16 protein-coding genes and 1 tRNA gene are annotated in these 25234 nt (G+C 67.1%); 9 read left to right on the top strand and 8 right to left on the bottom strand.

The features are described 5' to 3' along the window. The first annotated feature begins 1 nt into the window (after position 1). The 3 genes from Q9235_RS09040 (at position 2) to Q9235_RS09030 (ending at position 3236) form a co-directional block, all read left to right on the top strand. A complete protein-coding gene (locus Q9235_RS09040) occupies positions 2-1435 on the top strand; it encodes an NAD(P)(+) transhydrogenase (Re/Si-specific) subunit beta (protein ID WP_306226496.1) in 1434 nt (477 codons plus the stop codon). 422 nt (positions 1436-1857) lie between these two features. Next, positions 1858-1931, top strand: a tRNA-Gln gene (locus Q9235_RS09035). 192 nt (positions 1932-2123) lie between these two features. Then, positions 2124-3236 (top strand): M20 family metallopeptidase, encoded by a 1113-nt coding sequence (locus Q9235_RS09030; RefSeq protein WP_306226494.1) that lies wholly within the window; start codon positions 2124-2126, stop codon positions 3234-3236. An 86-nt stretch (positions 3237-3322) separates the two neighbouring features. Here the strand turns inward: Q9235_RS09030 and accC are convergent, their stop codons facing one another. The 4 genes from accC to Q9235_RS09010 form a co-directional block, all read right to left on the bottom strand. Next, on the bottom strand, positions 3323-4684 hold the full coding sequence (accC, locus tag Q9235_RS09025; protein ID WP_306226493.1) for an acetyl-CoA carboxylase biotin carboxylase subunit: 1362 nt from the start codon (positions 4682-4684) through the stop codon (positions 3323-3325). Positions 4685-4725: 41 nt separating this feature from the next. Beyond that, the gene (accB, locus tag Q9235_RS09020) at positions 4726-5187 is read right to left on the bottom strand and encodes an acetyl-CoA carboxylase biotin carboxyl carrier protein (RefSeq protein WP_306226491.1); all 462 of its coding nucleotides are present in this window, start codon (positions 5185-5187) and stop codon (positions 4726-4728) included. 73 nt (positions 5188-5260) lie between these two features. Then, positions 5261-5716 (bottom strand): type II 3-dehydroquinate dehydratase, encoded by a 456-nt coding sequence (gene aroQ / locus Q9235_RS09015; RefSeq protein ID WP_306226490.1) that lies wholly within the window; start codon positions 5714-5716, stop codon positions 5261-5263. Positions 5717-5836: 120 nt separating this feature from the next. After that, positions 5837-6643, bottom strand: a complete 807-nt coding sequence (locus Q9235_RS09010) for a DsbA family protein (protein WP_306226489.1) — start codon at positions 6641-6643, stop codon at positions 5837-5839. A gap of 186 nt (positions 6644-6829) precedes the next feature. On the opposite strand from Q9235_RS09010, the gene Q9235_RS09005 reads away from it, so the two are divergent. Continuing rightward, complete coding sequence (locus Q9235_RS09005) at positions 6830-8020, top strand: pyridoxal phosphate-dependent aminotransferase (RefSeq protein WP_306226487.1); 1191 nt, start codon at positions 6830-6832, stop codon at positions 8018-8020. 88 nt (positions 8021-8108) lie between these two features. Then, positions 8109-10418: a mechanosensitive ion channel family protein gene (locus tag Q9235_RS09000; protein ID WP_306226485.1), complete on the top strand. Its 2310-nt coding sequence runs from the start codon at positions 8109-8111 to the stop codon at positions 10416-10418. 9 nt (positions 10419-10427) lie between these two features. Here the strand turns inward: Q9235_RS09000 and Q9235_RS08995 are convergent, their stop codons facing one another. Then, the gene (locus Q9235_RS08995) at positions 10428-10883 is read right to left on the bottom strand and encodes a hypothetical protein (RefSeq protein ID WP_306226484.1); all 456 of its coding nucleotides are present in this window, start codon (positions 10881-10883) and stop codon (positions 10428-10430) included. Positions 10884-10905: 22 nt separating this feature from the next. Continuing rightward, positions 10906-13686, bottom strand: a complete 2781-nt coding sequence (locus tag Q9235_RS08990) for an Rne/Rng family ribonuclease (RefSeq protein WP_306226482.1) — start codon at positions 13684-13686, stop codon at positions 10906-10908. 743 nt (positions 13687-14429) lie between these two features. Here Q9235_RS08990 and Q9235_RS08985 point away from each other — a divergent pair. The 3 genes from Q9235_RS08985 (at position 14430) to prfB (ending at position 19586) form a co-directional block, all read left to right on the top strand. Further along, positions 14430-15617, top strand: a complete 1188-nt coding sequence (locus Q9235_RS08985; RefSeq protein ID WP_306226481.1) for an N-acetylmuramoyl-L-alanine amidase — start codon at positions 14430-14432, stop codon at positions 15615-15617. A gap of 215 nt (positions 15618-15832) precedes the next feature. Beyond that, positions 15833-18280, top strand: coding sequence for a penicillin-binding protein 1A (locus tag Q9235_RS08980; RefSeq protein WP_306226480.1), 2448 nt, complete (start codon positions 15833-15835; stop codon positions 18278-18280). 177 nt (positions 18281-18457) lie between these two features. Beyond that, a protein-coding gene (gene prfB, locus Q9235_RS08975) for a peptide chain release factor 2 (RefSeq protein WP_257734804.1) occupies positions 18458-19586 on the top strand; the annotation gives its coding sequence in 2 pieces (ribosomal slippage) (positions 18458-18526 and positions 18528-19586; 1128 coding nt in all). A 74-nt stretch (positions 19587-19660) separates the two neighbouring features. Here prfB and Q9235_RS08970 read toward each other — a convergent pair. Beyond that, positions 19661-20971: a M23 family metallopeptidase gene (locus tag Q9235_RS08970; RefSeq protein ID WP_306226479.1), complete on the bottom strand. Its 1311-nt coding sequence runs from the start codon at positions 20969-20971 to the stop codon at positions 19661-19663. Between the two features lie 104 nt (positions 20972-21075). Continuing rightward, positions 21076-21540: a peroxiredoxin gene (locus Q9235_RS08965; protein ID WP_306226478.1), complete on the bottom strand. Its 465-nt coding sequence runs from the start codon at positions 21538-21540 to the stop codon at positions 21076-21078. Positions 21541-21772: 232 nt separating this feature from the next. On the opposite strand from Q9235_RS08965, the gene Q9235_RS08960 reads away from it, so the two are divergent. Next, complete coding sequence (locus tag Q9235_RS08960) at positions 21773-25201, top strand: YhdP family protein (protein ID WP_306226477.1); 3429 nt, start codon at positions 21773-21775, stop codon at positions 25199-25201. Positions 25202-25234: the final 33 nt, after the last annotated feature.

The raw sequence follows: 25234 nt of genomic DNA, 5'->3' as shown, positions 1-25234 counted from the left end.
CATGAGCATCGGTATCGTTTCCGCGGCCTATATCTCGGCTGCCATCCTGTTCATCCTGTCGCTCGGCGGCCTCTCGAACCAGGAAAGCGCCAAGCGCGCGGTCTGGTACGGCATCGTCGGCATGGCGCTCGCCGTCTTCGCCACGGTCTTCGGGCCGGGCAGCGGCAAGCTCTGGCTCGTCCTCGTCATGTTCGCCATCGCGGCCGCCATCGGCTGGCAGGTGGCGATGAAGGTGCAGATGACCGAGATGCCGCAGCTCGTCGCGGCGCTGCACTCCTTCGTCGGCCTCGCCGCCGTGCTGATCGGCTTCAACGCACATATCGAGCTGGGCTCTGTCCAGGCGCTGGAGCCGGCGGCACGCGCCGCGTTGACCGGCTTCGCCGGCGTGCTCGCGCACAAGACCGGGGTCGAGATCTCGATCCTGAAGGTCGAGGTCTTCCTCGGCGTCTTCATCGGCGCGGTCACCTTCACCGGCTCGATCATCGCCTTCGGCAAGCTCGCCGGAAAGGTCGACGGCAAGGCGAAGAAGCTGCCCGGCGGGCATTTGCTCAATGCCGGCGCGGCCGCGCTCTCGCTCCTGCTGCTGATCGTCTATGTGCAGGGGGCGGGCTTCTGGGCGCTCTTCCTGATGACGCTCTTGGCCTTCTTCATCGGCTACCACCTGATCATGGGCATCGGCGGCGCCGACATGCCGGTCGTGGTCTCGATGCTGAACAGCTATTCCGGCTGGGCGGCGGCGGCGATCGGCTTCACGCTCGGCAACGACCTGCTGATCGTCGTCGGCGCGCTGGTCGGCTCGTCCGGCGCGATCCTCAGCTACATCATGTGCAAGGCGATGAACCGGAGCTTCATCTCGGTCATCCTCGGCGGTTTCGGCAACACCACCGGACCGGCCCAGGCGATCGAGGGCGAGCAGATCGCGATCGATGTCGACGGCGTCGCCGCCGCTCTCAACGAAGCGGACAGCGTCATCATCGTCCCCGGCTACGGCATGGCGGTGGCGCAGGCTCAAGGGTCCGTGTCCGAGCTGACGCGCAAGCTGCGCGCCGCCGGCAAGGAGGTGCGCTTCGCGATCCACCCGGTCGCCGGCCGCCTGCCGGGCCACATGAACGTGCTGCTCGCCGAGGCGAAGGTGCCCTACGACATCGTCATGGAGATGGACGAGATCAACGAGGACTTTCCCGAGACGGATGTCGCGATCGTCATCGGCTCGAACGACATCGTCAATCCGGCGGCTCAGGAAGACCCGAACTCCCCGATCGCCGGCATGCCGGTGCTCGAGGTCTGGAAGGCGAAGCAGGTCTTCGTCTCCAAGCGTGGTCAGGGCACCGGCTATTCCGGCATCGAGAACCCGCTCTTCTACAAGGAGAACACGCGGATGTTCTACGGCGACGCCAAGAAGAGCCTCGACGAACTCCTGCCGAAGATCGCCTGAGGCAGGACCGAAACCGAATCGCGGCCTGCGGAGTACAGGCTGCGGTTCGGTCTGAGCCGGCAAGGTTCGATGATAATCAGCAGGCCGCTGCCGAGACCGCGAGTCGTTTTCTCAAGGCGGCTCCGGTGCAAGCGGGCGACTGCCGGCGGCTTGAGGCGCTCTGTCCGCGCGAGCGCGAATCATCAGGCCACATTGCGCTCCGGGCCCGGTTCGAGCCCGATCAGCAGCGTTTTCTGCGGCTTCTCCTAGGTGTCGGCGCTGAAAGGCTCAGGCGATCCCGGAGCACACGAGACGCGAAGCACGATCGACGACGTTTCTGTGAAGCGTTTTACACCGAGGGTGAATTCTGCTCTTGCCAAGCCGGATCGCATTGATTAGACCCCGGCTCACCAACGCGGTGCAGCACCAAAGCGCCCAGTCGTTGGGGGATCGTCTAACGGTAGGACCCCAGACTCTGACTCTGGTTGTCTAGGTTCGAATCCTAGTCCCCCAGCCACTCTCGCGTGGCTTTCCAATCTCGCATACAGACGTGATCCGCCCTGGGGATCGCATGCCGAGCGCTTCGCAGGCGCGTTCTTCCCGATCGCGGCGCGGGCTTGGCCGCGAGACACGGTTTGCGGCCCCGGCCTGTGCGCCATGCATGGGAACCGCCTTGCGTGCCAAGGGCTTCTTCGGAGAACATCGCACCATGAATCAGCAAGAAGCCGCCGCCGCGCTCTCCGTCTGGGTCGCGCTTGAAAGCCCCACCAGCCATCCCGCCGGATTGAACGGCATGATGGACCTCGTCCAGAAGGATGTCGCGGGGTTGCCGATCGCGGTCGAGCGCATTCCCGGCCGCGACGGCCTCGGCGACATGGTCATGCTCCGCGCCGGGCTCGACAATGGCCAGCCGGGCGTCGCCGTGATGTCGCATCTCGACACGGTGCATCCGGTCGGTACCAGCGCCAAGGACCTGCCGGTGCGGATCGACGGCGATCGGCTCTATGGCCCTGGCGTCTATGACATGAAGGGCGGTGCCTGGCTCGCCCTTCAGGCCTTCAAGCAGGTCGCGGCCGCAGGCTCGGCCAAGCGGCCGATGGTCTTCCTGTTCACGCCTGACGAGGAGATCGGCTCGCCGACCAGCCGGGCGCTGATCGAGGAGATCGGCCGCGGGGCGAAGGCCGTGCTCGTCACCGAGCCGGCGCGCTCGGGCGGCAAGATCGTCACGGCGCGCAAGGGCGTCGGCCGGTTCGACGTCAGGCTCGAAGGCCGCCCGGCCCATGCCGGCGGCAGGCATGCCGACGGGCGCAGCGCGATCCGCGAGGCGGCGCACCAGATCCTCGCGATCGAAGGCATGACCGATTATGCGCTTGGCATCACGACCAGCGTCGCGCTGATCGGCGGCGGCACGGCGGCGAACGTCATTCCGCAGCATGCCTGGTTCAGCGTCGATTGCCGCGTCACCACGCTCGCCGACGGCACGATGATGGAGAACCGCATCCTCAGCCTGAAGCCGCATGATCCAGATGTCGCGCTGCGCATCACCGGCGGCATGAACCGGCCGCCCTACGAGAAGTCGGCGGAAGTCGCGGAGCTGTTCGAGCTCGCGCGCAAGGTCGCGGCCGATGTAGGCTTTGACCTGCAGGATTGTCCGATGACGGGTGGTGGCTCGGACGGCAATTTCACCGCGGCGCTCGGTGTGCCCACCCTCGACGGGCTCGGCATCGATGGCGATGGCGCGCATACGCTGCAGGAGTACGGGCTGATCTCCTCGATCGCGCCGCGCCAGGCGCTGATGAAGGGCCTGCTGGAGACGATCTGAGCACCAGCCTTTCGGCTGGATCGCTGACATGAAAAAAGCCCCTCGCGATGCGAGGGGCTTTCTCGTTTCGGGAGAGGTTCGGAGCCTCAGGCTTCCGGCTCGCCCATGCCGCCGGCGGCGAGGAATTTCTCGAGCCAGTGGATGTTGTAGTCGCCGTTGAGGATGTCCGGGTTACGCACCAGCGTGCGGAACAGCGGCAGCGTCGTGTCGACGCCGTCGACGACGAACTCGTCGAGCGAGCGGCGCAGGCGCATCAGGCATTCGTCGCGGTTGCGGCCATGGACGATCAGCTTGCCGACGAGCGAGTCGTAATGCGGTGGGATCGTGTAGCCCTGATAGGCGGCCGAATCGACGCGCACGCCGAGGCCGCCCGGCGTGTGGAACGAGGCGATCTTGCCGGGCGAGGGGCGGAAGGTCGCGTGATGCTCGGCATTGACCCGGCACTCGATGGCATGGCCTTCGATGACGATGTCGGACTGCTTGAGCGAGAGCGGTGCGCCCGCGGCGATGCGGATCTGCTCGTTGACGAGGTCGATCCCGGTGATCATCTCGGTCACCGGATGCTCGACCTGGATGCGGGTGTTCATCTCGATGAAGTAGAACTCGCCGTCCTCGTAGAGGAATTCGATCGTGCCGGCGCCGCGATATTGCAGTTCGCGCATCGCCTTGGCGCAGATCTCGCCGATCCGGTCGCGCTCGCCGGCATTGAGGGCGGGCGAGGGGCCTTCTTCCCAAACCTTCTGGTGACGGCGCTGCAGAGAGCAATCGCGCTCGCCGAGATGGATGGCGTTGCCGCGCCCATCGCCGAGGACCTGGATCTCGATGTGGCGCGGCTTCTCGAGGTATTTCTCGATATAGACCGCGTCATCGCCGAAATTGGCCTTGGCCTCGCTGCGGGCGGTGGCGAGCAGGACGGCGATCTCGTCCTCGGTGCGAACCACCTTCATGCCCTTGCCGCCGCCGCCGGAGGCGGCCTTGATGATCACTGGCAGGCCGATCTCGCGGATGATGCGCAGCGCCTCGGCCTCGTCGGCCACGCCGCCTTCCGAGCCCGGCACGCAGGGGATGCCGAGGCGCTTGGCGGTGCGCTTGGCCTCGATCTTGTCGCCCATCGAGCGGATATGCTCGGCCTTGGGGCCGATGAAGGTGATGTTGTGCCGGTCCAGGATGTCGGCGAAGCGGGCGTTTTCGGAGAGGAAGCCGTAGCCGGGATGGACCGCGTCGGCGCCGGTGATCTCGCAGGCGGCGATGAGGGCGGGGATGTTGAGATAGCTCTCGCGGGCCGGCGGCGGGCCGATGCAGACACTCTCGTCGGCGAGGCGCACGTGCATGGCGTTGGCGTCGGCCGTGGAATGCACCGCGACGGTCGCGATGCCGAGCTCCTTGGCGGCGCGCAGCACCCGCAGCGCGATCTCTCCACGGTTGGCGATCAGGATCTTGTCGAACATCTTGAAACCCAAATCCGGCCCGGCAGCGCGAGGCGCCGCGCTCACTCGATCACCAGCAGCGGCTCGCCGTATTCCACCGGCTGGCCGTCCTCGACCATGATGGCCGTGACCTTGCCGGCGCGGGGCGCGACGATGTCGTTGAAGGTCTTCATCGCCTCGACCAGCAGGATGCGCTCACCCTGCTTCACGACGCTCCCCACTTCGACGAACGGCTTGGCATCGGGCGAGGGGCGGCGATAGGCGGTGCCGACCATCGGCGAGGGCACGGCGCCGGGATGGGCGGCGGTCGGCTTGGCCTCGACGGGAGCGGCCGCTGCGGCGACCGGAGCCGGCATCGCGACCATCGGCGCGGCGGCAGGAACCTGGACGGTGGTCGAGATGTTGCGGGCGACGCGGACGCGCAGATCGCCCTTCTCGACCTCGATCTCGGTGAGATCGGTCTGGTTCAGCAGCTCGGCGAGCTCGCGGACAAGTTCGGGATCGATCGGGCTCTTGGTCGCCATGGCGGGTATCACCGTCTTCTTCGGATATTCGGATCAGAGCGGCGGACCCGGCCGCGCTCCCGTTCAAAAAGGTTCAGGCGGCTTTCGCCGCCCGCTTTTCCAGCAGCGGCACGATCGCGTCGAGAGCCAGATCGTAGCTCGCGACGCCGAAGCCGCAGATCACGCCGACGCAGACCGGCGCCATATAGGAATGGTGCCGGAATTCCTCGCGCGCATGCACGTTGGAGATATGGACCTCGATCGCTAGCGCATCGACGCCCTTGATCGCGTCGCGCAGGGCGACCGACGTATGTGTATAGGCGCCCGCATTGATGATGACGCCGGCGCCGGCCAGGCCCGCCTGCTGAATGAAGGTGACGAGCTCGCCCTCGAAATTGGTCTGCCGGAAGGTGAGCTCGACGCCGGCCGCCTCGGCCTTGCGGCGCAGACGCTCCTCGACGCCGGCCAGGGTGACCGCGCCATAGGTTCCGGGCTCGCGGGTTCCGAGCAGGTTGAGGTTGGGTCCGTTCAGGACGTGGACGGCGACCATCGAGGGTGTTGATTCCGGCACCGCGCGCGGGCGGCAGGAGCCGCCCTCATAAACGTTGCGAGCCGGCAGGGGAAGCCTGTCGCTCCCTGCAGGCCCGCGGGATGGTGTTGAAACGGCCGATCAGCCGGCGCAGTCGGTCTTGCCGCAGCGGCGGACGGAATCGAGCTTCGCCTTGAGGGCGGCCTGGCCGACCGCGCCGAAGACGATCTCGTCGCCGATGATGAAGGCCGGCGTGCCGGTGAGGCCGAGGCGGTCGCCGAGCGCGATGGTATCCGCGATCGCGGCCTTGGTGGCGGGGGCCTCCATGTCCTTCTTGAGCTGGGCGACGTCGGCGCCGGCCTCCTTGGCGATGTCGAGCGCCTTGGCGGCGTTGACTTTGCCCTTCACGGCCATCAGCTTGTTGTGGAACTCGAAATATTTCGCGCCCTGGAGCTGGTTCTTGGCCGCCACGGCGACGCGGCTGGCCTCGACCGAATCAGGACCGAGGATCGGGAAGTCCTTGAGCACGACGCGCAGCTTGGGATCGGCCTTGGCGAGCGCCGTCACGTCCTCCATCGCCCTTTTGCAGTAACCGCAATTGTAATCCATGAACTCGACGAGGGTGATGTCGCCGTCGGGATTGCCGACGATGACCGAGGTCGCGGGATCGGTGATGCGCGCCCTCTCGGCTGCCACCGCGCTGCGCTGGGCATCGGCCTGGGCGACAGTGTTGCGGCGCTCCAGCTCGATCAGGGCGTCCTGGATGATCTCGGGATTCTTCAGCAGCGTCTCGCGGATCAGGTCGGTGACGGCCTTGCGCTGCTCGGGCGAGAGCGGCTGGCCCTGCGCCATGGCCGGGGCGGCCGAGGCCGCGAGCCACAGGCTCAGCACGACGGCGGCAGGCCGCAGGCAGGCGCGCGCCAGGCTGGTCAGGGTCGGGAAAGCCATCTCGTCATCCTTTTCAAAGCCGCCGGGCAGAAAACCGCGGCGCAAGCAGGGCTTCAAGCCGCGAGCTTGTGGGTGTTCGGGGGGCGAAGGTCAAATCACAGCTCTGCCAACGGATGCGGCCGATGGTTGCAGGGCGCGGCCGCCTCGGCTACGCGAGCGGGCGTCTTCGCGAAACCGGACAAGCCGATGCAGAAGCCCCTGATAGCGCCCGCCGCCTTGCCCGCTCTCGCCGAGCGAGCCGAGCGCGTCGCGCCCTTCATCGTCATGGACGTGATGAACCAGGCGGCGGCGATCGAGCGCCGCGGCGGCTCGGTCGTGCATATGGAAGTGGGCCAGCCCTCGGCACCGACGCCGGCCTCGATCCGCACCGCTGCCGCCAGGGCGCTGGAGCATGGCCGGATCGGATACACGCAGGCGCTCGGCACGGATTCGCTGAGGGAACGCATCGCACGGCATTATCGCGACGCTTATGGTGTCCAGGTGGCCGCCGAGCGCGTCGTCGTCACGACGGGATCGTCCGGCGGTTTCATCCTCACCTTTCTCGCCTGCTTCCAGCCGGGCTCTCGGATCGCGATCACGGCGCCGGGCTATCCGGCCTATCGCAACATCCTGATCGCGCTCGGGCTGGAGCCGGTGGCGATCGAGGTCGGCCCCGAGACGCGCTTCGCGCTGACGCCCGACCTGATCGAGCGCGCCCATCGCGAGAAGCCGCTCGCCGGCGTGCTGACCATGAGCCCGGCCAACCCGACCGGCGTGGTGATGACGCCGGACGCCATCGCCGATGTCGCCGCCTGCTGCCGCAAGCTCGGGCTCTGGTACATCTCGGACGAAATCTATCACGGCCTGACCTACGAGACGCCGGCGACGACGGCGCTCGCCGCCGATCCCGACGCGATCATCGTCAACTCCTTCTCCAAATACTACTGCATGACCGGCTGGCGAGTCGGCTGGCTCGTCGTGCCGCAGCGGCTGGTGCGCACGATCGAGCGATTGCAGCAGAATTTCTCGATCTCGGTGCCCTATCTCAGCCAGGTGGCAGGCGAGGCCGCCTTCGACGCGACCGACGAATGCGAGGCGATCAAGGCGGGCTATGCGCAAAACCGCGCCTTCCTGCTGAAGGCATTGCCGCAGATCGGCCTCGGCGATTTCCTGCCGGTGGATGGGGCCTTCTACATCTATCTCGACATCGGCCGGTACTCGAACGATTCCATGGCCTTCTGCCGCAGCGTGCTCGAGGAGGCCGGCGTCGCGATCACGCCCGGGCTCGATTTCGACGAGGCGCGGGGCGCCCGCACGATCAGGCTCTCCTTCGCCGGTTCGCTCGGCGAATGCGAGGAGGCGGTGACGCGGATCGGCGCCTGGATGAAGAAGCGCTGAAGAGCGCTTTGTCCGGCCACGCGAATGGCTTGTCAGATTTAGCGAAACCTCTGCATGCTGCGTTCTTGGGATAGCACGGAGACCTGCCATGAACGTCGCTGCACAGGGCGGAACCGTCCCGCGGCGTAGCACTGCCCGACCGGCAGTGCTCTTCGGCTGGCTGGCACTTGCCTTCGCGTGTCTCTCGCCGGTCACGCCAGCAATGGCCGAAGACCGACCCTCCGTGGTTCTCAACCTGCGTGGCGACGAGACGCCCGAGGCGATCCGCAGGATGGTCGATGCCCTGTCGGTCCCGGGGCGACAGGTCGAGATCAGGGTCGGTGGCGCGCCCGCTGCCCCGGTCGCAGCAACACCGGCGGAGCCCGCCGGCAAGGCAAAACCTGCCGCCGTTCAACCCGCGCCTGCGCCGTCGATGGCGGATGAGGCCGGCTTCCAGGCGGAGGTCAATGCCCTCGTCGACCGTTTCATCGACGGCGTCGAATATGGCGGCACCGCGATCCCCGCGATCGGCGAACTGCCGGACAACTGGGGGCGTGCCTGGCTGCGCAATCTCAATGGCCGCGAGGGAGCAACCGCCGGCTGGCGCATCTTCGGCATCATCTGTCTTGCGCTCACTGCCGCTTTCGCCTTCCGGATCGCGAGCGCCCGCTGGTTCGCGCGCAAGATGCAGCCTGCCGGGCCGGAATTTACGCCCCGCCTGATCGCCTCGTCCTGGGGGCTGCTCCAGGATGTCGCGACCATCCTGCTCGCCCTGGCCGTGGCGCGGGTCACCCGCAATGCCTGGCTGTCGGAACATGATCTCGCCAATATCGCGCTCACGACCGGCGCCAACGGCGCAGCGATCGGCGCCCTTTATATCGCTGTCGGCCGCTTCCTCGTCTCACCCGGCGTACCGGAGCGGCGGATCATGCCGTTGCCGCGCGCCGAGGTGCATTTCCGGCGGCTGGTCGTCTACGCGGTGCTGACGCCGTTGATCGTGACCAGCATCCTGCTCGCCCATCAGGTCAGCTCGGGCCCACGGCCAGTGACCGGCCTGATCGCGCTGACCGGGCTCCTGATCACGCTGTTCAAGGTCTGGTGGTTCCACGACGCGCGACATGATCTTGCAGCCCTGATTCTATCCGGGGCTCCCGAGCCCGGGCCGATCCGGCGGCTGATCGCGGGTGGGGCCGCCTGGTTTTACATCTCGACGACAGTCCTGCTCTGGATGGTCAGCAGCGCAGCCGCAATGATGTCGAATGGGGGGCGCTGGGCAGAAGCCTCCGCCCTCACGCAGGTGGCCATCGTCATCATCCCGATCCTCGCCGTCGGCGTTGCCAGCCTGCTGCGCTGCCATGCGATGCGGCGCGAGGTGGAGCATGGCATGACCCCGATGATGCGCGCGGGCGGCGCGGCCCTGCGTGCGGCGGCTGTCGGCGTGTTCTGGGCCGCCGGATTCTTCGTCCTGTCGCGCCTCTGGGCCGGCTTGCTGCTCGGCGTCAGTTCGGCGCAGTTCGCCGCCGTGATGCGTCAGACCGCTGGCGTCGCGATCTTCGCGTTCGTGGGCTGGGTGGCGCTCGTCTTCCTGCATGCATTCTTCGACGCCTATACGCCGCGGCGGCGCGTCGTCGGGCCCGGTGATGAGGACGCCGCGCATGAGGAGGGCGTACCGAGCCGGCTGGCGACGGTGCTCCCGGTCCTGCGCGGCGTCGTGCTGGGCGCCGTGCTCGGCCTGACAATTCTCGTCGTGCTGTCACGGCTCGGCGTCGATATCGGCCCGCTGCTCGCCGGCTTCGGCATCCTCGGCCTTGCCCTCTCCTTCGGCTCGCAGGCGCTGGTGCGCGACATCGTCTCGGGCGTTTTCTTCATGCTCGAGGACGCCTTCCGCGTCGGCGAGTATGTCGATACCGGCCGGCTCAAGGGCACGGTCGAGAAGATCTCGCTGCGCTCGATGCAGCTACGCCATCAGAGCGGCCAGATTCACACGGTGCCGTTCGGCCAGGTCCAGTCGTTGACCAATGCCAGCCGCGACTGGGCGACCATCAAGTTCAACGTCCGCCTCGACCATTCCGCCGATATCGAGCAGGCCCGCAAGGCGATCAAGAAGACCGGTCTCGCGCTGATGGAGGACCCCGAATACGGGCCGCATTTCATCGCCCCGCTCAAGATGCAGGGTGTCGCCGACATCACCGACAGCGCCATCGTGATCCGGCTGAAATTCACCGGCAAGCCGAACCAGTCCTCGATGCTGCAGCGCGAATCGCTGAAGCGTGTCTATCGCGCCCTGAACGAGGCCCGCGTGCCCTTCGCCTCGAATGCCGTCACGGTGCGCGGCGGCGAGGGGGGCTCGCAGGGCCACGCAGCCGCTGCGATCTCGACCGTGCCGCCCCCGACACCGCTGGCGCCGGCCGCGGGCTGAGGCCTGTCGTCACAGCAAGAAGAACAAGCCAAAGCCGGTGACCGCCAGCACGGCACCGAATAACCCGGCGAGGCGGGCGGAGCTCGTCAAGGCGAGCCGTTCCAAGCTGCGTCCAGCTCGTTCGGCATGCCCCTGGCCGGATTCGGTGTGGAATTGTCCGGCATAGAGACCGGGCGTCATCTGATGACCGACAGGGCGATTGTCTTCGAGTTCCACCCGGATCGCGATGAACAGCACGAGCAGGCCGAGAATGCCCACGCCAAACCAGCCGATGGCGCTCCAGGCGAGATAGGCGCACCCCATCAAGCCGATGGCGGCCAGCATAATCATGACCATGCGCTCGCGATTGCGGGGTGGCGGCATCGGCTCCTGCTTCGGGTCGAGCACTGTTCGGTGACGATCCTGACCGGTTTGGCTGCCCGTGAAAAGGAAAAGCCCGCTGCGGAGCGCAGCGGACTTCATCATTCGTCGGATGTGGAGCGCGTGATCAGGAGCGGCCAGCGAGCCTGTTCCACCAGCCACCGCGCTTGGGCCGGTTCGGATCCGGCTCGGTCAGCACGACCGCGACGGGCTCTTCGGCAGGCGCGCGGACGGGAGCGGGTTCAGGCGCCGGGGTCGGCTCGGCCGGGGCCGCAACGGCCTCGGGAGCCGCAACCGAAACCTCGGCCTTCGTCTCGGCGGGAACCGGAGCGGTTTCCGCGGCGGCTTCCCCGCCCTCGGTGATCGGCACGACCTTCTTGCGCGAGCGGCTGCGCTTCGGCTTCTCGGCCTCAGTGGGAGCAGCCTCAGTCACGACCGTCTCAGCCTTGGCCTCGGTCTCCTTAGCGGCCTCGGCCTTCGGCTTGCGGGCGCGGCTGCGCTTCGGCTTGGCGACCTCGGCTGCAGGCTCCTCGGCGGCCGGCTCCGGAGCAACCTCGGCCACGGCTTCGGCGACAGGCTCGGCCGCAGCGGCCGGGGTCACGGCCTCATCGCCGTCTTCCTCGCCCTCGTCGCCCTCGGCTTCGTCATCACCCTGCGCGCCGTCGAGCTGCTGGCCCTGCTCGTCACGCTCGCCGCCACGCCGGCGACGGCGACGCCGGCGCCGGCGACGGCCGTTTTCGCCTTCGCCACGATCGGCCTGGCCCTGCGCCTCGGCCGCGACGGCTTCGGTGCCGTCGGTCTCGGCGTCGAGGGCAGCAGCTTCCGCAGCGGCGTCGAGCGCTTCGTCGTCGACATCCGACGCGATCGCCTCGGCCTTGAAGCTGGTCGAGACGATGCGGCCTTCATTGCCGACGAACTCGCCACGCTCGACCTCGAAATAGCGCGTGCCAAGCAGGTTCGCGTCGGTCGAGACGGTGATGGCGATGTTGAAGCGGGTCTCTAGATCGGCGAGATGGGCGCGCTTCTGGTTGAGGACGTAGAGCGCCACTTCCGGCCGGGTGCGGACGGTGAGGTTATGCGAGGCGCTCTTGATCAGCGTCTCTTCCAGCGCGCGCAGGATCTGCAGCGCGACCGAAGGGGTCGAGCGGATCATGCCGGCGCCGGCGCAATGCGGGCAGGGCACCGAAGAGGATTCGAGCACGCCGGTGCGGATGCGCTGGCGCGACATCTCCAGCAGGCCGAAGGCCGAGATGCGGCCGACCTGGATGCGGGCGCGGTCGTCCTTCAGGCACTCCTTCAGCTTCTTCTCGACGGCGCGGTTGTTCCGGTTCTCCTCCATGTCGATGAAATCGATCACGATGAGGCCGGCGAGGTCGCGCAGGCGGAGCTGGCGGGAGATTTCCTCCGCCGCTTCGAGATTGGTCTTGAGGGCGGTGTCCTCGATATTGTGCTCGCGGGTCGAACGGCCCGAGTTGATGTCGATCGCGACCAGCGCTTCCGTCTGGTTGATGACGAGATAGCCGCCGGACTTCAGCGTCACCGTGTTCGAGAACATCGCGTCGAGCTGGCTCTCGACGCCGAACGAGGCGAAGAGCGGGGTCTGCTCGCGATAGGGCTTCACGCTCTTGGCATGGCTCGGCATGAGCATGCGCATGAAGTCCTTGGCCTCGCGATAAGCGCTCTCGCCGGCGACGTGAACCTCGTCGATATCCTTGTTGTAGAGGTCGCGGATCGAGCGCTTGACGAGGTTGCCCTCCTCATAGACCAGCGACGGGGCGACGGAGGCCAGCGTCAGTTCGCGCACGCTCTCCCACATCCGCATCAGGTACTCGTAGTCGCGCCGGATCTCGACCTTGGTGCGCGAGGCACCGGCCGTGCGCAGGATCAGGCCCATCCCCTCGGGAACCTCGAGCTCGGTCGCGATCTCCTTGAGGCGCTTGCGGTCCTCGGCATTGGTGATCTTGCGCGAGATGCCGCCGCCCTTGCCGGTGTTCGGCATCAGCACCGAATAGCGGCCGGCCAGCGACAGATAGGTGGTGAGAGCCGCGCCCTTGTTGCCGCGCTCTTCCTTGACGACCTGGACCAGGATGATCTGGCGGCGCTTGATCACCTCCTGGATCTTGTACTGGCGGCGGTGGCTGCGCTGGCGCCGCTCCGGCATGTCGTCGAGGGCGTCGCCGCCGCCGAGCTGCTCGGGAGCCTCTTCGGCATCCTCGTCGCCGTTCTCGTCGTCGCCATCGTCCTCGGACGGCTTGCGCGCCTCAGTCTCGGCGCTGTCCGATGCTTCGGCCGACACGACGGTCTCTTCGACCGAGACGCTCGCCTCGACGGTTTCGAAGGTCAGCGGCGCGGCGTTCGGTGCGGCGTCCTCGGTGGCGGATTCGGCAACGTCCGGGGCGAAGAACTCGCCGAAGGCGGGGCCGCCCTCGTTGACCATCGCGGCTTCCTTGCCGTCGGTCTCGACGCGCTCCTCGCCGTTCTCGGCACTTGCTTCGACCTCGGCCGAGACGGTCTCGTCGGCGGCGGCCTTCTTGGCGCGGTTGTCGCGATCGCCGCGGCGGCCGCGGTCGCGGCGGCCACGCTTCTCGCGGCGCTCCTCGTCGCGCTCCTCGTCACGATCGGCGCGGGCCTCGTCCTCGAGCAGCGCCTGCCGGTCGGCGACCGGGATCTGGTAGTAGTCGGGGTGGATCTCGGAGAAGGCGAGGAAGCCGTGGCGGTTGCCGCCATATTCCACGAACGCCGCCTGGAGCGAGGGCTCCACGCGGGTCACCTTGGCGAGATAGATATTGCCGCGGAGCGGCTTTCGGCTTGCAGACTCGAAATCAAACTCTTCGACGCGGGATCCGCGGACCACCACGACCCGGGTCTCCTCCGGGTGGGTGGCATCGATAAGCATCTTGTTGGCCATAAGACAGTTCCATTGGCGCGGCTGCCGACCGGCGCCGCGCGGCTACGGATGCACATCCGCCGCCGCGGGCGAGGGCGCCGCGAGAAAGCCGGAGCGAGCCGGCATGTTGCAGGAGGGAGGAGGAAGCGGTCGAGACAGGAAGGCGGCTCGGAACAGCCACCCGGGCGACAAGCCCGGCGCGGTTCCGCAGGTTCGGACGGTTCACCGATGGTGCTAGCGGCGTCTTATGCCCCGTCATCTGTCCTGACCTGCGATGCTCCGGCCAGGCAGCCAGGCGCATCGCGTTTGCACGCTCGCAAGACAGGGCAGGGCGCAGAAAACACGCAATCCCGATGCCAACCGTCTGCGGACGATCCGTTGCGGTCGTCTTGTTGCCACCGCTCCGCTCGGGAACGGCAGCCCAGCCTGCTTCGGACGCCGACGGATCGCACGATCCGGATGTGTCCCTCGGACAGGCTGACAAGCAACCTGTTCCATTACAGACAGGTGATGGTGATTTGCAAGTCACATGACGGCCGCATTTCGGCCGGAGCGCGCAGAGGCGGTTTCCGGCCCTCGGGAGAGATGGTAACGCCCTGTTAGGATTTCAGCCCCGTTATGGTTAAACCCTCGTAATAATAGACGGGATTTTTCAACTGTTCTCGTGCATCCGCCGCGCCGATTGGAGCCGTCGCGATGCGCCGTGGCGCTCCCGTGCGCTGCGGTGCGCGCTGGCCGTCGCCTGCCTGCTGACGGTCGAGTCGATGGCCGGCGCCTTCCCGGCATGGGCGCAGCCGAAAGCCGAGTCGCGGGCACAGAGCGAGTATCCGGTCGCGACCGATGCCCGCATCGAGCAGAGCGGCGAGACCGTGCGCCTGACGATGATGCTGTCGGCGTCCGTCGCGGTCGATGCCTGGGTGCAGGCCGCGCCTGACCGGGTCATCGTCGAGCTGCCCTCGACCAATTTCCAGATCCAGCCCTCGGCAAAGCGTAGTGCCGGTTTCGTCAGCGGCTATCGCTACGGCTTGTTCACGGCCGACAAGGCCCGAATCATCATCGACCTCGCCCATCCCGCCGCCATCGTAAGGGCTGAGGTGAAAACGGTGCGCGGCGGCTTCGGCGAACTGACGATCGAACTGAAGAAGACGGCGCGGGCGGATTTCCTGGCCGAGGCCGGCAAGGTGCTGAAGCCTGCACCGGCAATTCCGGCGCCGGCGCCGACCAAGACGGCGGGCGAGACGCGTCGCACGATCGTGATCGATCCCGGCCATGGCGGCATCGACCCCGGTGCAACCGTCGCTGCCATCGCCGAGAAGGCGGTGGTCCTCGCCTTCGGCAAGGCGCTCAAGGAGCAGCTCGAGGCGAATGGCCGCTATCGCATCGTCATGACCCGCGACGACGACCGCTTCGTCTCGCTCGGCGACCGCGTGCAGATCGGGCGCGGCGAGCAGGCCGACCTGTTCATCTCGATCCACGCCGATTCGCTGACGCAGGCCCAGGAGGTTCGCGGCGCCACCGTCTATACCCGCTCGGAGCGCGCGACCGATGCCGAAGCCGCAAGGCTCGCCGCCAAGGAGAACGAGGCCGATGCCGTGGCGGGCCTGGAAACCAGCGAGGAATTGCAGGATGTCGCCGGCATCCTGATGGATCTCGCCCGGCGCGAGACGCGGACCTTCACGGGGGTTTTCGCGCGCAATCTGGTCGAGAAGCTCGGCGGCTCGATCAAGATGCACAAGATCCCGCTGCGTTCGGCGCGGTTCTGGGTGCTGAGCGCGCCGGACGTGCCGTCCGTGCTGATCGAGCTCGGCTACATGTCGAGCCCGAAGGATGCCGAACTGCTGAACTCGCCGGAATGGCGCGGCAAGGCCGTGACAGCCGTCTCCGCAGCGATCGACGATTATTTCGCCCGCGAACGGGCTTCCGTCGGCAAGGCGGCGGAGAGCCGGAACTAGCCGCCGCGGTTGCACCGGGCGTGCATAGGCGGCAGGGATGGGCAAGCGGCCGAATCGTCGGCGCATGCCCATGTGTAGCGTCAGGCGTGTCGGGATGATGCGAAATGTGGTCCTGAGGCCACGGTTCCGCCATCTCTGTCATGTTATAGCTATGATTTGCGAAGCGCCCCGATCTGGCGCACGCCGGGTGGGAATTACGGGGTCCAGGGCCTGAGATGCGGTTCATTCTGCGAATCTTCGGATGGTTGTTCGCCGCCGGCGCGATCGCTTTTGTGATCGGTGCCGCCATCGCGGGCGGGCTGATCTGGCACTATTCGCGCGACCTGCCGGATTACGCGCAGCTCCGGAACTACGAGCCTCCGGTCATGACCCGCGTCCATGCGGGCGACGGCAGCCTGATCGCCGAATATGCGCGCGAGCGGCGCCTCTACCTGCCGATCCAGGCCGTGCCGAAGCTGGTCATCGATGCCTATCTCTCGGCCGAGGACAAGAATTTCTACAAGCATGTCGGCGTCGATCCCGAAGGCCTGGTCCGCGCCGCGATCTCCAACTTCCGCAATCGTTCCGCGAATCGCCGGCCGCAGGGCGCCTCGACCATCACCCAGCAGGTTGCGAAGAACTTCTTCCTGAGCCCGGAGCAGTCGATCGAGCGCAAGATCCGCGAGGCGCTGGTCGCGCTGAAGCTGGAATCGACCTACTCCAAGGACAAGATCCTCGAACTCTACCTGAACGAGATCTATCTCGGCGCGCCGGCTCCGGGGCAGGGCAGCTACGGCATCGCCGCCGCGGCGCTGAATTATTTCGGCAAGTCGGTGCATGAGCTCAACCTGCAGGAAGCCGCCTATCTCGCAGCCCTGCCGAAGGCTCCTTCCGACCTGCATCCCTTCCGCAATCGCGACCGTGCGATCGAGCGCCGCAACTACGTCATCGATCGCATGGTCGAGAACGGCTACGCCAAGCGCGAGGCGGGCGAGGCGGCCAAGAAGCAGCCGCTCGGTGTCAATCCGCGCACGGTTTCTCCGAACCAGATCGCCGCCGGCTATTTCGCCGAGGAAATCCGCCGCGAGCTGCAGGACCGCTATGGCGAGAAGAAGCTGCTCGAAGGCGGCCTCTCGGTTCGTGCCACGGTCGATCCCAAGACCCAGTTGATGGCGCGCAAGGCGCTGGTCGACGGTCTCGTGCGCTTCGACGAGGCGCGCGGCTGGCGCGGCGCGATCCAGAAGATCGATCTCGGCGGCAAGGACTGGGGTACGGTCGTCGGCGAACTGCCGGTGCTCGGCGACGTCGCGCCGTGGCGGCTCGCGGTCGTGCTCGAGGTCAATGGCGACAGCGCCAGGCTCGGCCTGCATCCGCTGCGCGACAATGCCGGCCATCTCAACCCGGAGCGCCAGATCCTGACGCTCGCCGCCGACGGCATCAAATGGACCCGGCGCGCCCGCGTCTCGCAGGCCGTCTCGGTCGGCGACATCGTCTATGTCGAGCCGATGGACAGCCGGCCGGGCTTCGCGCGGCTGCGGCAATTGCCGGAGGTCAACGGCGCCATCGTCGCGATGGACCCGTTCTCGGGCCGCGTGCTCGCCATGGTCGGCGGCTTCAGCCATGACCAGTCGGAGTTCAATCGCGCGACGCAGGCGCTGCGTCAGCCCGGCTCTTCGTTCAAGCCCTTCGTCTACGCCACCGCGCTCGACAACGGCTATACCCCGTCCAGCATCATCCTCGACGCCCCGATCGAGATCGACCAGGGGCCGGGCCTCGGGATGTGGCGGCCGGAGAACTATGACGGCAAGTCGACCGGGCCGCGCACGCTGCGCTACGGCATCCAGTTCTCGAAGAACCTGATGACGGTCCGGCTCGCCAAGGATGTCGGCATGCCGCTGATCGCCGAGTATTCGCGCCGCTTCGGCATCTATGACGATCTCCAGCCCGTGCTGTCGATGTCGCTGGGCGCCGGCGAGACGACGGTGATGCGGATGACCGCGGCCTATTCGATGTTGGTCAATGGCGGCAAGCGCATCCGGCCGACTCTGATCGACCGCATCCAGGATCGCTCGGGCTCGACGATCTTCCGGCACGACCAGCGGGTCTGCGAGGGCTGCAACGCCGAGAAATGGGCGAACCAGCCGGAGCCGCGCCTGGTAGACAATCGCGAGCAGGTGCTCGACCCGCTGACCGCCTACCAGATGGTCTCGATCCTCGAAGGCGTGGTCAATGCCGGCACGGCGACGGTGGTCAAGTCCGTCGGCAAGCCGCTCGCCGGCAAGACCGGCACGACCAACGACGCCAAGGACGTCTGGTTCGTCGGCTTCTCGCCGGACCTCGCCGTCGGCGTCTATATGGGCTTCGACAAGCCGAAATCGCTCGGCACCTCCGCGACCGCCGGCCAGTACGCTGCGCCGATCTTCCGCGACTTCATGAGCGTCGCGCTGAAGGAGAAGCCGGCGACGCCGTTCCGCGTTCCGGCCGGCATCAAGCTGATCCGCGTCGATCCCCGCACCGGCATGCGCGCCGGCGGCGAGGGCGGCATCCTCGAAGCCTTCAAGCCGGGCACGGCGCCGCCGGACAGCTATTCGGTGATCGGCGCCGCCGGTGACGGCAGCGCGCCGCTCGGTGTCGGAGCGGGCGGCGGGCGCGCCGTCGGTTCGGGCACGGGCGGGCTCTACTGAGCCGATAGCAGGCGATTCCGCGACGCCCGGAGATATTCTCCGGGCGTCGCCTTTTTCGGGCCAGCCAACCCGTGGCCGGCGTCATGGGACGTGATATCGCCTCCGGCGTTTACAGCCGGGCCTTTCGCCCCTATCTCAGCCCTCACGTTTTGCTCACAAGGACGTCCAGACGGAATCATGCGCCCCGAAATCCAGACGCAGCTCGATAACGCCAAGCAGTCGATCGGACTGCTGAGGAGGCATCTTTGACTGGGATCAAGCCCAGCGCCGCCTAGCGGAACTCAACGCCCTCTCCGAGGGACCCGATTTCTGGAACGATGCCGAAGCCGCGCAGAAGCTGATGCGCGAGCGGACCTCGCTGGAAACCCAGATCGAGGGCATCACCAAGCTCGAGCGCGAACTCGACGACGCGCTGACGCTGATCGAACTCGGCGAGATGGAAGGCGACGACGCCACCGTCACCGAGGGCGAGCAGGCGATCAAGGCCGTGCAGGACGAGGCGGCACGCCTCCAGGTCGAGACCCTGCTCTCGGGCGAGGCCGACATGCTCGACACCTATGTCGAGATCCATCCCGGCGCCGGCGGCACCGAAAGCCAGGACTGGGCCGAAATGCTGCTGCGCATGTACAGGCGTTGGGGCGAGCGGCGGAAATTCAAGGTCGAGACGCTCGAATACCAGGACGGCGACACGGCCGGCATCAAGTCGGCGACGCTGCAGTTCAAGGGCCATAACGCCTATGGCTGGCTGAAGACCGAATCGGGCGTGCATCGCCTCGTGCGCATCTCGCCCTTCGACTCGAATGCCAGGCGGCAGACCTCCTTCGCGTCGATCTGGGTCTATCCGGTCGTCGACGATCGCATTGTCATCGACGTCAAGGAATCGGATTGCCGCATCGACACCTACCGCGCCCAGGGCGCCGGCGGGCAGCACATCAACACGACGGATTCGGCTGTGCGCATCACGCATATCCCGTCCGGCATCGCGGTGGCCTGCCAGCAGGAGCGGTCCCAGCACAAGAACCGGGCCAAGGCCTGGGACATGCTGCGCGCCCGCCTTTACGAGGTCGAGCTGAAGAAGCGCGAAGAGAAGGCCAATGCCGAGCAGGCCTCCAAGACCGATATCGGCTGGGGCCACCAGATCCGTTCCTATGTGCTGCAGCCCTACCAGCTCGTGAAGGATCTGCGCACGGGCGTGAGCTCGACGGCGCCCTCAGAGGTGCTCGACGGCGCTCTCGACCCCTTCATGGAAGCGTCGCTGGCGCAGCGGGTCTACGGTACCGAGGTAGAGGTCGAGGATATCGACTGAGCCCAGCCTGGTAGCCGAACAAAAAAGAAGGCCGCGCCCTGGAGCGCGGCCTTCTTCGTTTCTGGACCGGTGCCTCAGAGGGTGGTCGCGAGCAGCTTGACGCCGGCGCGCAGAAAGCGGGTCGGGTCGATCGGCTCGTCGTTCATGCGGGTTTCGTAGTGCAGGTGCGGGCCAGTCGAGCGGCCGGTCGAGCCGACGCGGCCGACAACCGTGCCGGCCTTGACCATCTGGCCGGCAGTGACCGAGATCGCCGACATATGGGCGAAGCGGGTGGTCAGGCCATTGGCATGCTCGACTTCGACCATATTGCCGTAGCCGCCATTGTACTCGGCGATCAAGACCTTGCCCGGCCCCGTCGCCATGATCGGGGAACCGGTCTCTGCCCGGAAGTCGACACCCGTATGCATCGCGAGACCGCGGGTGAACGGATCGGTGCGGTAGCCGAAATTCGAGGTGAAGTCGTGGTCGCCGGCCATCGGCCGCGCGAGCGGCAACTGATCGATCACGCCGCGCAGGCGCATGACTGCCGCCAGGCGCGGCTGGAGGGCGTTGAGGGTCGCCGGGAAGGCGCCTTCCGAGGGGGCGAGCTTCACCGGCACGAACGGCCCGCCCATACCGCCGGCTGCGACGGTCGGAGCGGCGAGGCGCTCGGGATCGAGGCCCGTTTCGGCGAGCGCGCTGCGCAGGCGCTTCTGCGCGGCTGCGACGCGCTCGTCCATGTCCTTCAAGACCGAGAGCTGCGCGTCGGAGGTTCTTGCGATCGCGCCGTCGAGCCTGGTCAGCGCGGCATCGACACGCTTGGCCGGCGGTTCGGGCGGAGTCTCGCCGGATTGCCAGCCGCCCGCTGCGCTGCCATCGGCGCCGCGCAGCGAAGGCGTCTCGGGCGCCGGGGTGGGCTTGTTCGGCAGGATCGGCGCGAAGCTGGTCACGCCAGAGGCGCGGACCGGTTCGCCGGGCTTGATGACCTCAGAGCGCAGCGGCAGCTTCGCGGCCGGGATCAGGCCACTGGACTGCAACGTGTCGGTGAGGGCGGCGACAAGCGACTGGCGCGATTCGAGCTCGGCCTGGCGGCTGGCGAGCTCGTCGACCCGCGACTCGACACCGTCCTGATCGAGGAGGGCGCGGCTGGCATAGCGATCGATATCGGCCCGCAGCGCCGAGATTCGATCCTCATAGGCATATTGGCGCGATGTCTCGCGAGCGATCATCCTGGCGGCGAGATCGTCGCGGCTGAGGATGTACCAGCCGGCGGCGCCGCTGCAGGCCGTGCTCAGGGCCAGCCAGGCCAGTCCTGCGAGCATGGTGGAGCGGCGCACCGTGTAGGTCTTGTGGGAGACCAGGCCGACGGTCGGGAGGGCGGGAGCTGTCTGGGACTGATGATGCATACGCGGAACCGATAATCACGCTGCCGATACCGCCATCAGACATTGTTAGGGTTAATCTTTTGCAAATTCCGGCCCGCGCAACGCCTCTGCAATGAACTAAAGTGTCAAAGTGCCTGTGCTGCCGCCAGAACCTCCTCAGCATGGCCGGCGACCTTCACCTTGCGCCAGATCCGGGCGAGGCGGCCTTCGGCATCGATCAGGAAGGTCGAGCGCTCGACCCCCATATATTTGCGGCCGTACAGACTCTTCTCGACCCAGATGCCGTAGGCATTCGCCAGGGCCTGCGTCTCGTCGGCGAGGAGCGGGAAATCGAGATCGTACTTGCGCTTGAAATTAACGTGCTTCTTCGCGGAATCCGGTGAAACGCCGATGATTTCGGTGCCGCAGGCCGCAAATTCCTTGCGCAGGCGATTGAACGCGATCGCCTCCTCGGTGCAGGCCGGGGTGTTGTCCTTGGGATAGGCGTAGAGCACGATCTTGCGCCCGCGCAGGGCGGTGAGGCTGATATCGCCCGCGCCGTCGCGGGGCAGCGTGAATTCCGGCGCCAGGTCGCCTTCCTGCAAAGTCATGGTCGCTGCCTTCCTTTCGTCGCCTTCCCACGGCATGGAGCCCGCGATCCGGCCTGGCGAGCCGGCTCGCGGCAGGAACCCAGCGAATCGTTGGACGTTTCCGTTTCCGGATTGCCGAATCGCTTTGCCTGACCGCATCGACATGCATGCTGCCTTCCGGGATTGCGGCAAGGGGCGATCGCGCGCACCCTGACACGAGCCGGCGCAGGCACCGAAGAGGACCACGCGGATTTTGGCGGACCAGGAAGCAAAGGCTGCGGCTAAGGGGCGAGACGATGTCCTGCCTGCCGGTGAAGCTTGCGATGGCGAGACGGTGAAGCGGCGGGCCAAGGCCGGGCTCGCTTTCATTTGTATCGCCGTGACGGTCGCCCTCGTGATCCTGGCGGGCGCGGCGGCGACGCTTCTCGTCACCGGCATCGTTCCGCTATCAGGCTTCGAAGGGCGCATCGCCGCCGCCATCGAGGAGCGGCTCGGTCCCGACTGGAAGGTGACAGCCGCCGCGGCCGAGCTCGGCCGCATCGACGGGCGTTCCCAACTCCGGGTGCGGCAGGTCGCTTTCCAGCATGTCAGCGGCGCCGTGATCCGGGCGCCCGAAGCCGTGCTCGGCTATGCGCCGATGGCGCTGCTGACCGGCGATATCAAACTCGTCTCGGTCGATCTGCGCGGCGTCAATGTCCGCCTCGGCGTCACCAAGGACGGTGCGCTGGTCGTCAATGCCGATTCCGCGCCGGCCGAAGCGCCGCCGCAGCCCAGCGTGCCGGACGCGGCACAGTGGAACGCCTTCACCGGCATCATGGGGGCGATCTCGACGCTGGCGCGCGGCGACGGCCTCCTCGGTGCGCTCGAGGAAGCCGGCATGAACGGCGCGAGGCTTTCGCTCGTCGATCCCGACGGGCGCCAGAAGGCCGGGCTGGAGGATGTCGAGATCAAGCTGACCCGAATCGCCGATCGCGGCACGCGGATGACGATGAAGGGGCGAACCGGCCAGCGGTGGAAGGAATTGGCTGTCGATCTCTCGTCAGAGACCGATGGGACTCAGCGCGCCGATATCGACATCATCCGCTTCGAGCCGGCGGAGGCGGTCGCGCTTGCCTTCGGCACGGCCGGTGTTCTGATCGAAGGCCTGCCGATGCAGGGGCGCGCGACCCTGAGGCAATCCCCGGACGGCAAGAAGTCCATCACGGCCAAGATCGGCGTGCGTTCCGGCACGCTGCGTTTTCCGGAAAGCCCGGTCTCGTCGTTCGCGGTGGATTCCGCCGATCTCGAGGTCGCGAGCGGCGCCGATCTGTCCGAGCTCAATATCGTGCGCAGCGAGATCAAGGCCGGAGCCACGCAGTTCGCGGCGACGGGCTCGCTCCGCGAGGACAATGGCGGCTGGCGCATCGCGCTCGACGCCAAAGGCCAGCTTGCCGGGATCGATGCCGATCCGCCGGTCCAGATCGACAGTCTGAAGGCCGGACTCCGGCTCGATCCGGCGAATAATGCCGTGACCATCGATGCGGTTTCGCTGCGTGGGCCGCTGGCCTCCGTCGACATGACGGCCCTGGTCCAGCGCGTGAACAACTCGCCGCTGCAGCGTTTCGCCGTCAAGGCAACGAATTCCGATGCCCGCGCCCTGCTGGCGATCTGGCCCGGGTTCACCTCGCCAGAGGTGCACGGCACGCTGCGGCGCCAACTCGCGGCCGGGCGCCTCAAATCGCTCTCGGTCGATCTCGACCTGGCGCCGGAGGATCACGCCCGCCTGGTCAAGGGCGAGGGCATGCCCGATTCCTCGCTGTCGGTGATGATCGACGCCGACCGGGTCCGTTACCTTCCCGACCCCGGGCTTCCGCCGCTGACCGATGCGACCGTGACCGGGCGCGTCGGCGGACGCACCGTTCAGCTCGCCATCGGCAAGGCCACGGCCGAGCTCGGCGGCGGCCGCCAGCTCCAGTTGAGCGATGGCAGCTTTGCCATGCCCGACTATCACCAGCACCGCGCGCAGGCCCGGATCGGCTTCCGCGCGCTCGGTTCGATGGATGCCCTGGCGGCGCTGTTCGCCTTCCCGTCCCTGAAGGATTTCACGCCCGGCAAGCTCGATCCGGCGGCGATCAAGGGCACGAGCGACCTGAAGGTCGGCATCACCCTGCCGCTCGCCGATGACCTGAAGCCGGACGAGGTCGCGGTCACCGGCACGGGTACGCTTGCGAATGTCGCCTCCGACACGCTGCTGGGCACGGAGAAGCTCGAAGCCGGCACCTTTGCCGTCAATGTCGATGGAAAGGGTCTGTCGTTGCGCGGCGATGCGCGGGTCGGCGGCGACAAGGCGCAGGTCGAGCTCAAGCAGAGCGGCAAGGGGCAAGGCGAGGCGATCCTGCAGCTCGCGCTCGATGCGGCCGCGCGGCAGCGCCGCGGCTTCGGCGCCGATACGGGCATTTCCGGGACATTGCCGGTGAGGGTGGTCAAGCCGCTCGGCAAGGGCGTGGAACAGCCGCCCCGCGTCGAGGTCGACCTCGCCAAGGTTGCCCTCGACGGCGTCGTGCCGGGCTTGAACAAGCCGTCCGGGCGGCCCGGCAAGGTCAGCTTCGCCTATGTCGCCGATCCCGAAGGGCCCGATCTCGAGGATTTCTCGCTGGAGGCCGGCTCCACTCTGATCAAGGGGCGGATCGAGTTGAACAAGCAGAACGGGCTGGACAGCGCGAGCTTCTCGCAGGTGCGCCTTTCGCCCGGCGACAACCTGAAGATCGACGCGAAGCGGGACGGCAATGTCGTCAAGCTGACGGTGCGCGGCGCGGTCGCAGACCTGCGCCCCTTCATCAAGGACCTGCAGAGTCCGGGATCATCGGGCAAGGGCGACAAGGCCGGAGCCAAGGGCGGGGACTACGACGTCGATCTCGACGTGCCGATCCTGACCGGTTTCAACAATGAGGCGATCACCAGCGGCACGCTGAAATTCGCCAAGCGCGGCGGCGAGATCCGCTCGGCCAATTTCCAGGGGCGGATCGGCAAGGCCGATGTCTCGGCCCGGCAGGGCCGCCCGGGCGAGGGCGGGAAGCTGATCGTGCAGTCGGAAAATGGCGGGTCGCTGCTGCGCTTCCTCGACCTCTACAACAAGGCCCATGGCGGCGATCTCGTGCTGACATTGGGATCGGGCGAGACGCAGGGCGGCGAGCTGCTGTTCCGCAATTTCATGGTCCGGGACGAACCCGCACTGCGCCGCGTGGTCGCCTCGCAGCCCGCGAGCGCCTTTACCGGCGAGGGCACGGCCGAGCCGCGCATCGATGTGAGCGAGGTGGCTTTTACCAAGCTCAAGGCGGAGTTCACGCGCTCCGCCAGCCGGCTCGACGTCTCCGAGATGGTGATCTGGGGCCAGCAGATCGGCTTCACCTTGCAGGGCCACGTCGATTACGGCCGCGACCGCGTCGATATCGGCGGCACTTTCGTGCCGGGCTACGCCTTCAACAACGCCTTCGCGCAGGTGCCGGTGGTCGGCGCACTGCTCGGCGGCGGCAGCCAGTATGGCGGGCTCTTCGCGGTGAATTTCCGGATCTCGGGCGCGGCGAGCGCGCCGACCATGTCGATCAACCCGCTATCGGCACTGGCGCCCGGCATCCTGCGCCGCTTCGTCGATCCGCTCGGCGGCGCGCCGGCGCAAAGGCCGCGGCAGACGCCGCCGCGCTGAGCTGGCCGCCTGTCATTGGAAGGGCGACTGTCA

Source organism: Bosea beijingensis, assembly GCF_030758975.1.
Taxonomy (GTDB): Bacteria; Pseudomonadota; Alphaproteobacteria; order Rhizobiales; family Beijerinckiaceae; genus Allobosea; species Allobosea beijingensis.
The sequence above is the reverse complement of the archived record's forward strand: the minus strand, read 5'-3'. Positions and strand labels throughout refer to the sequence as shown.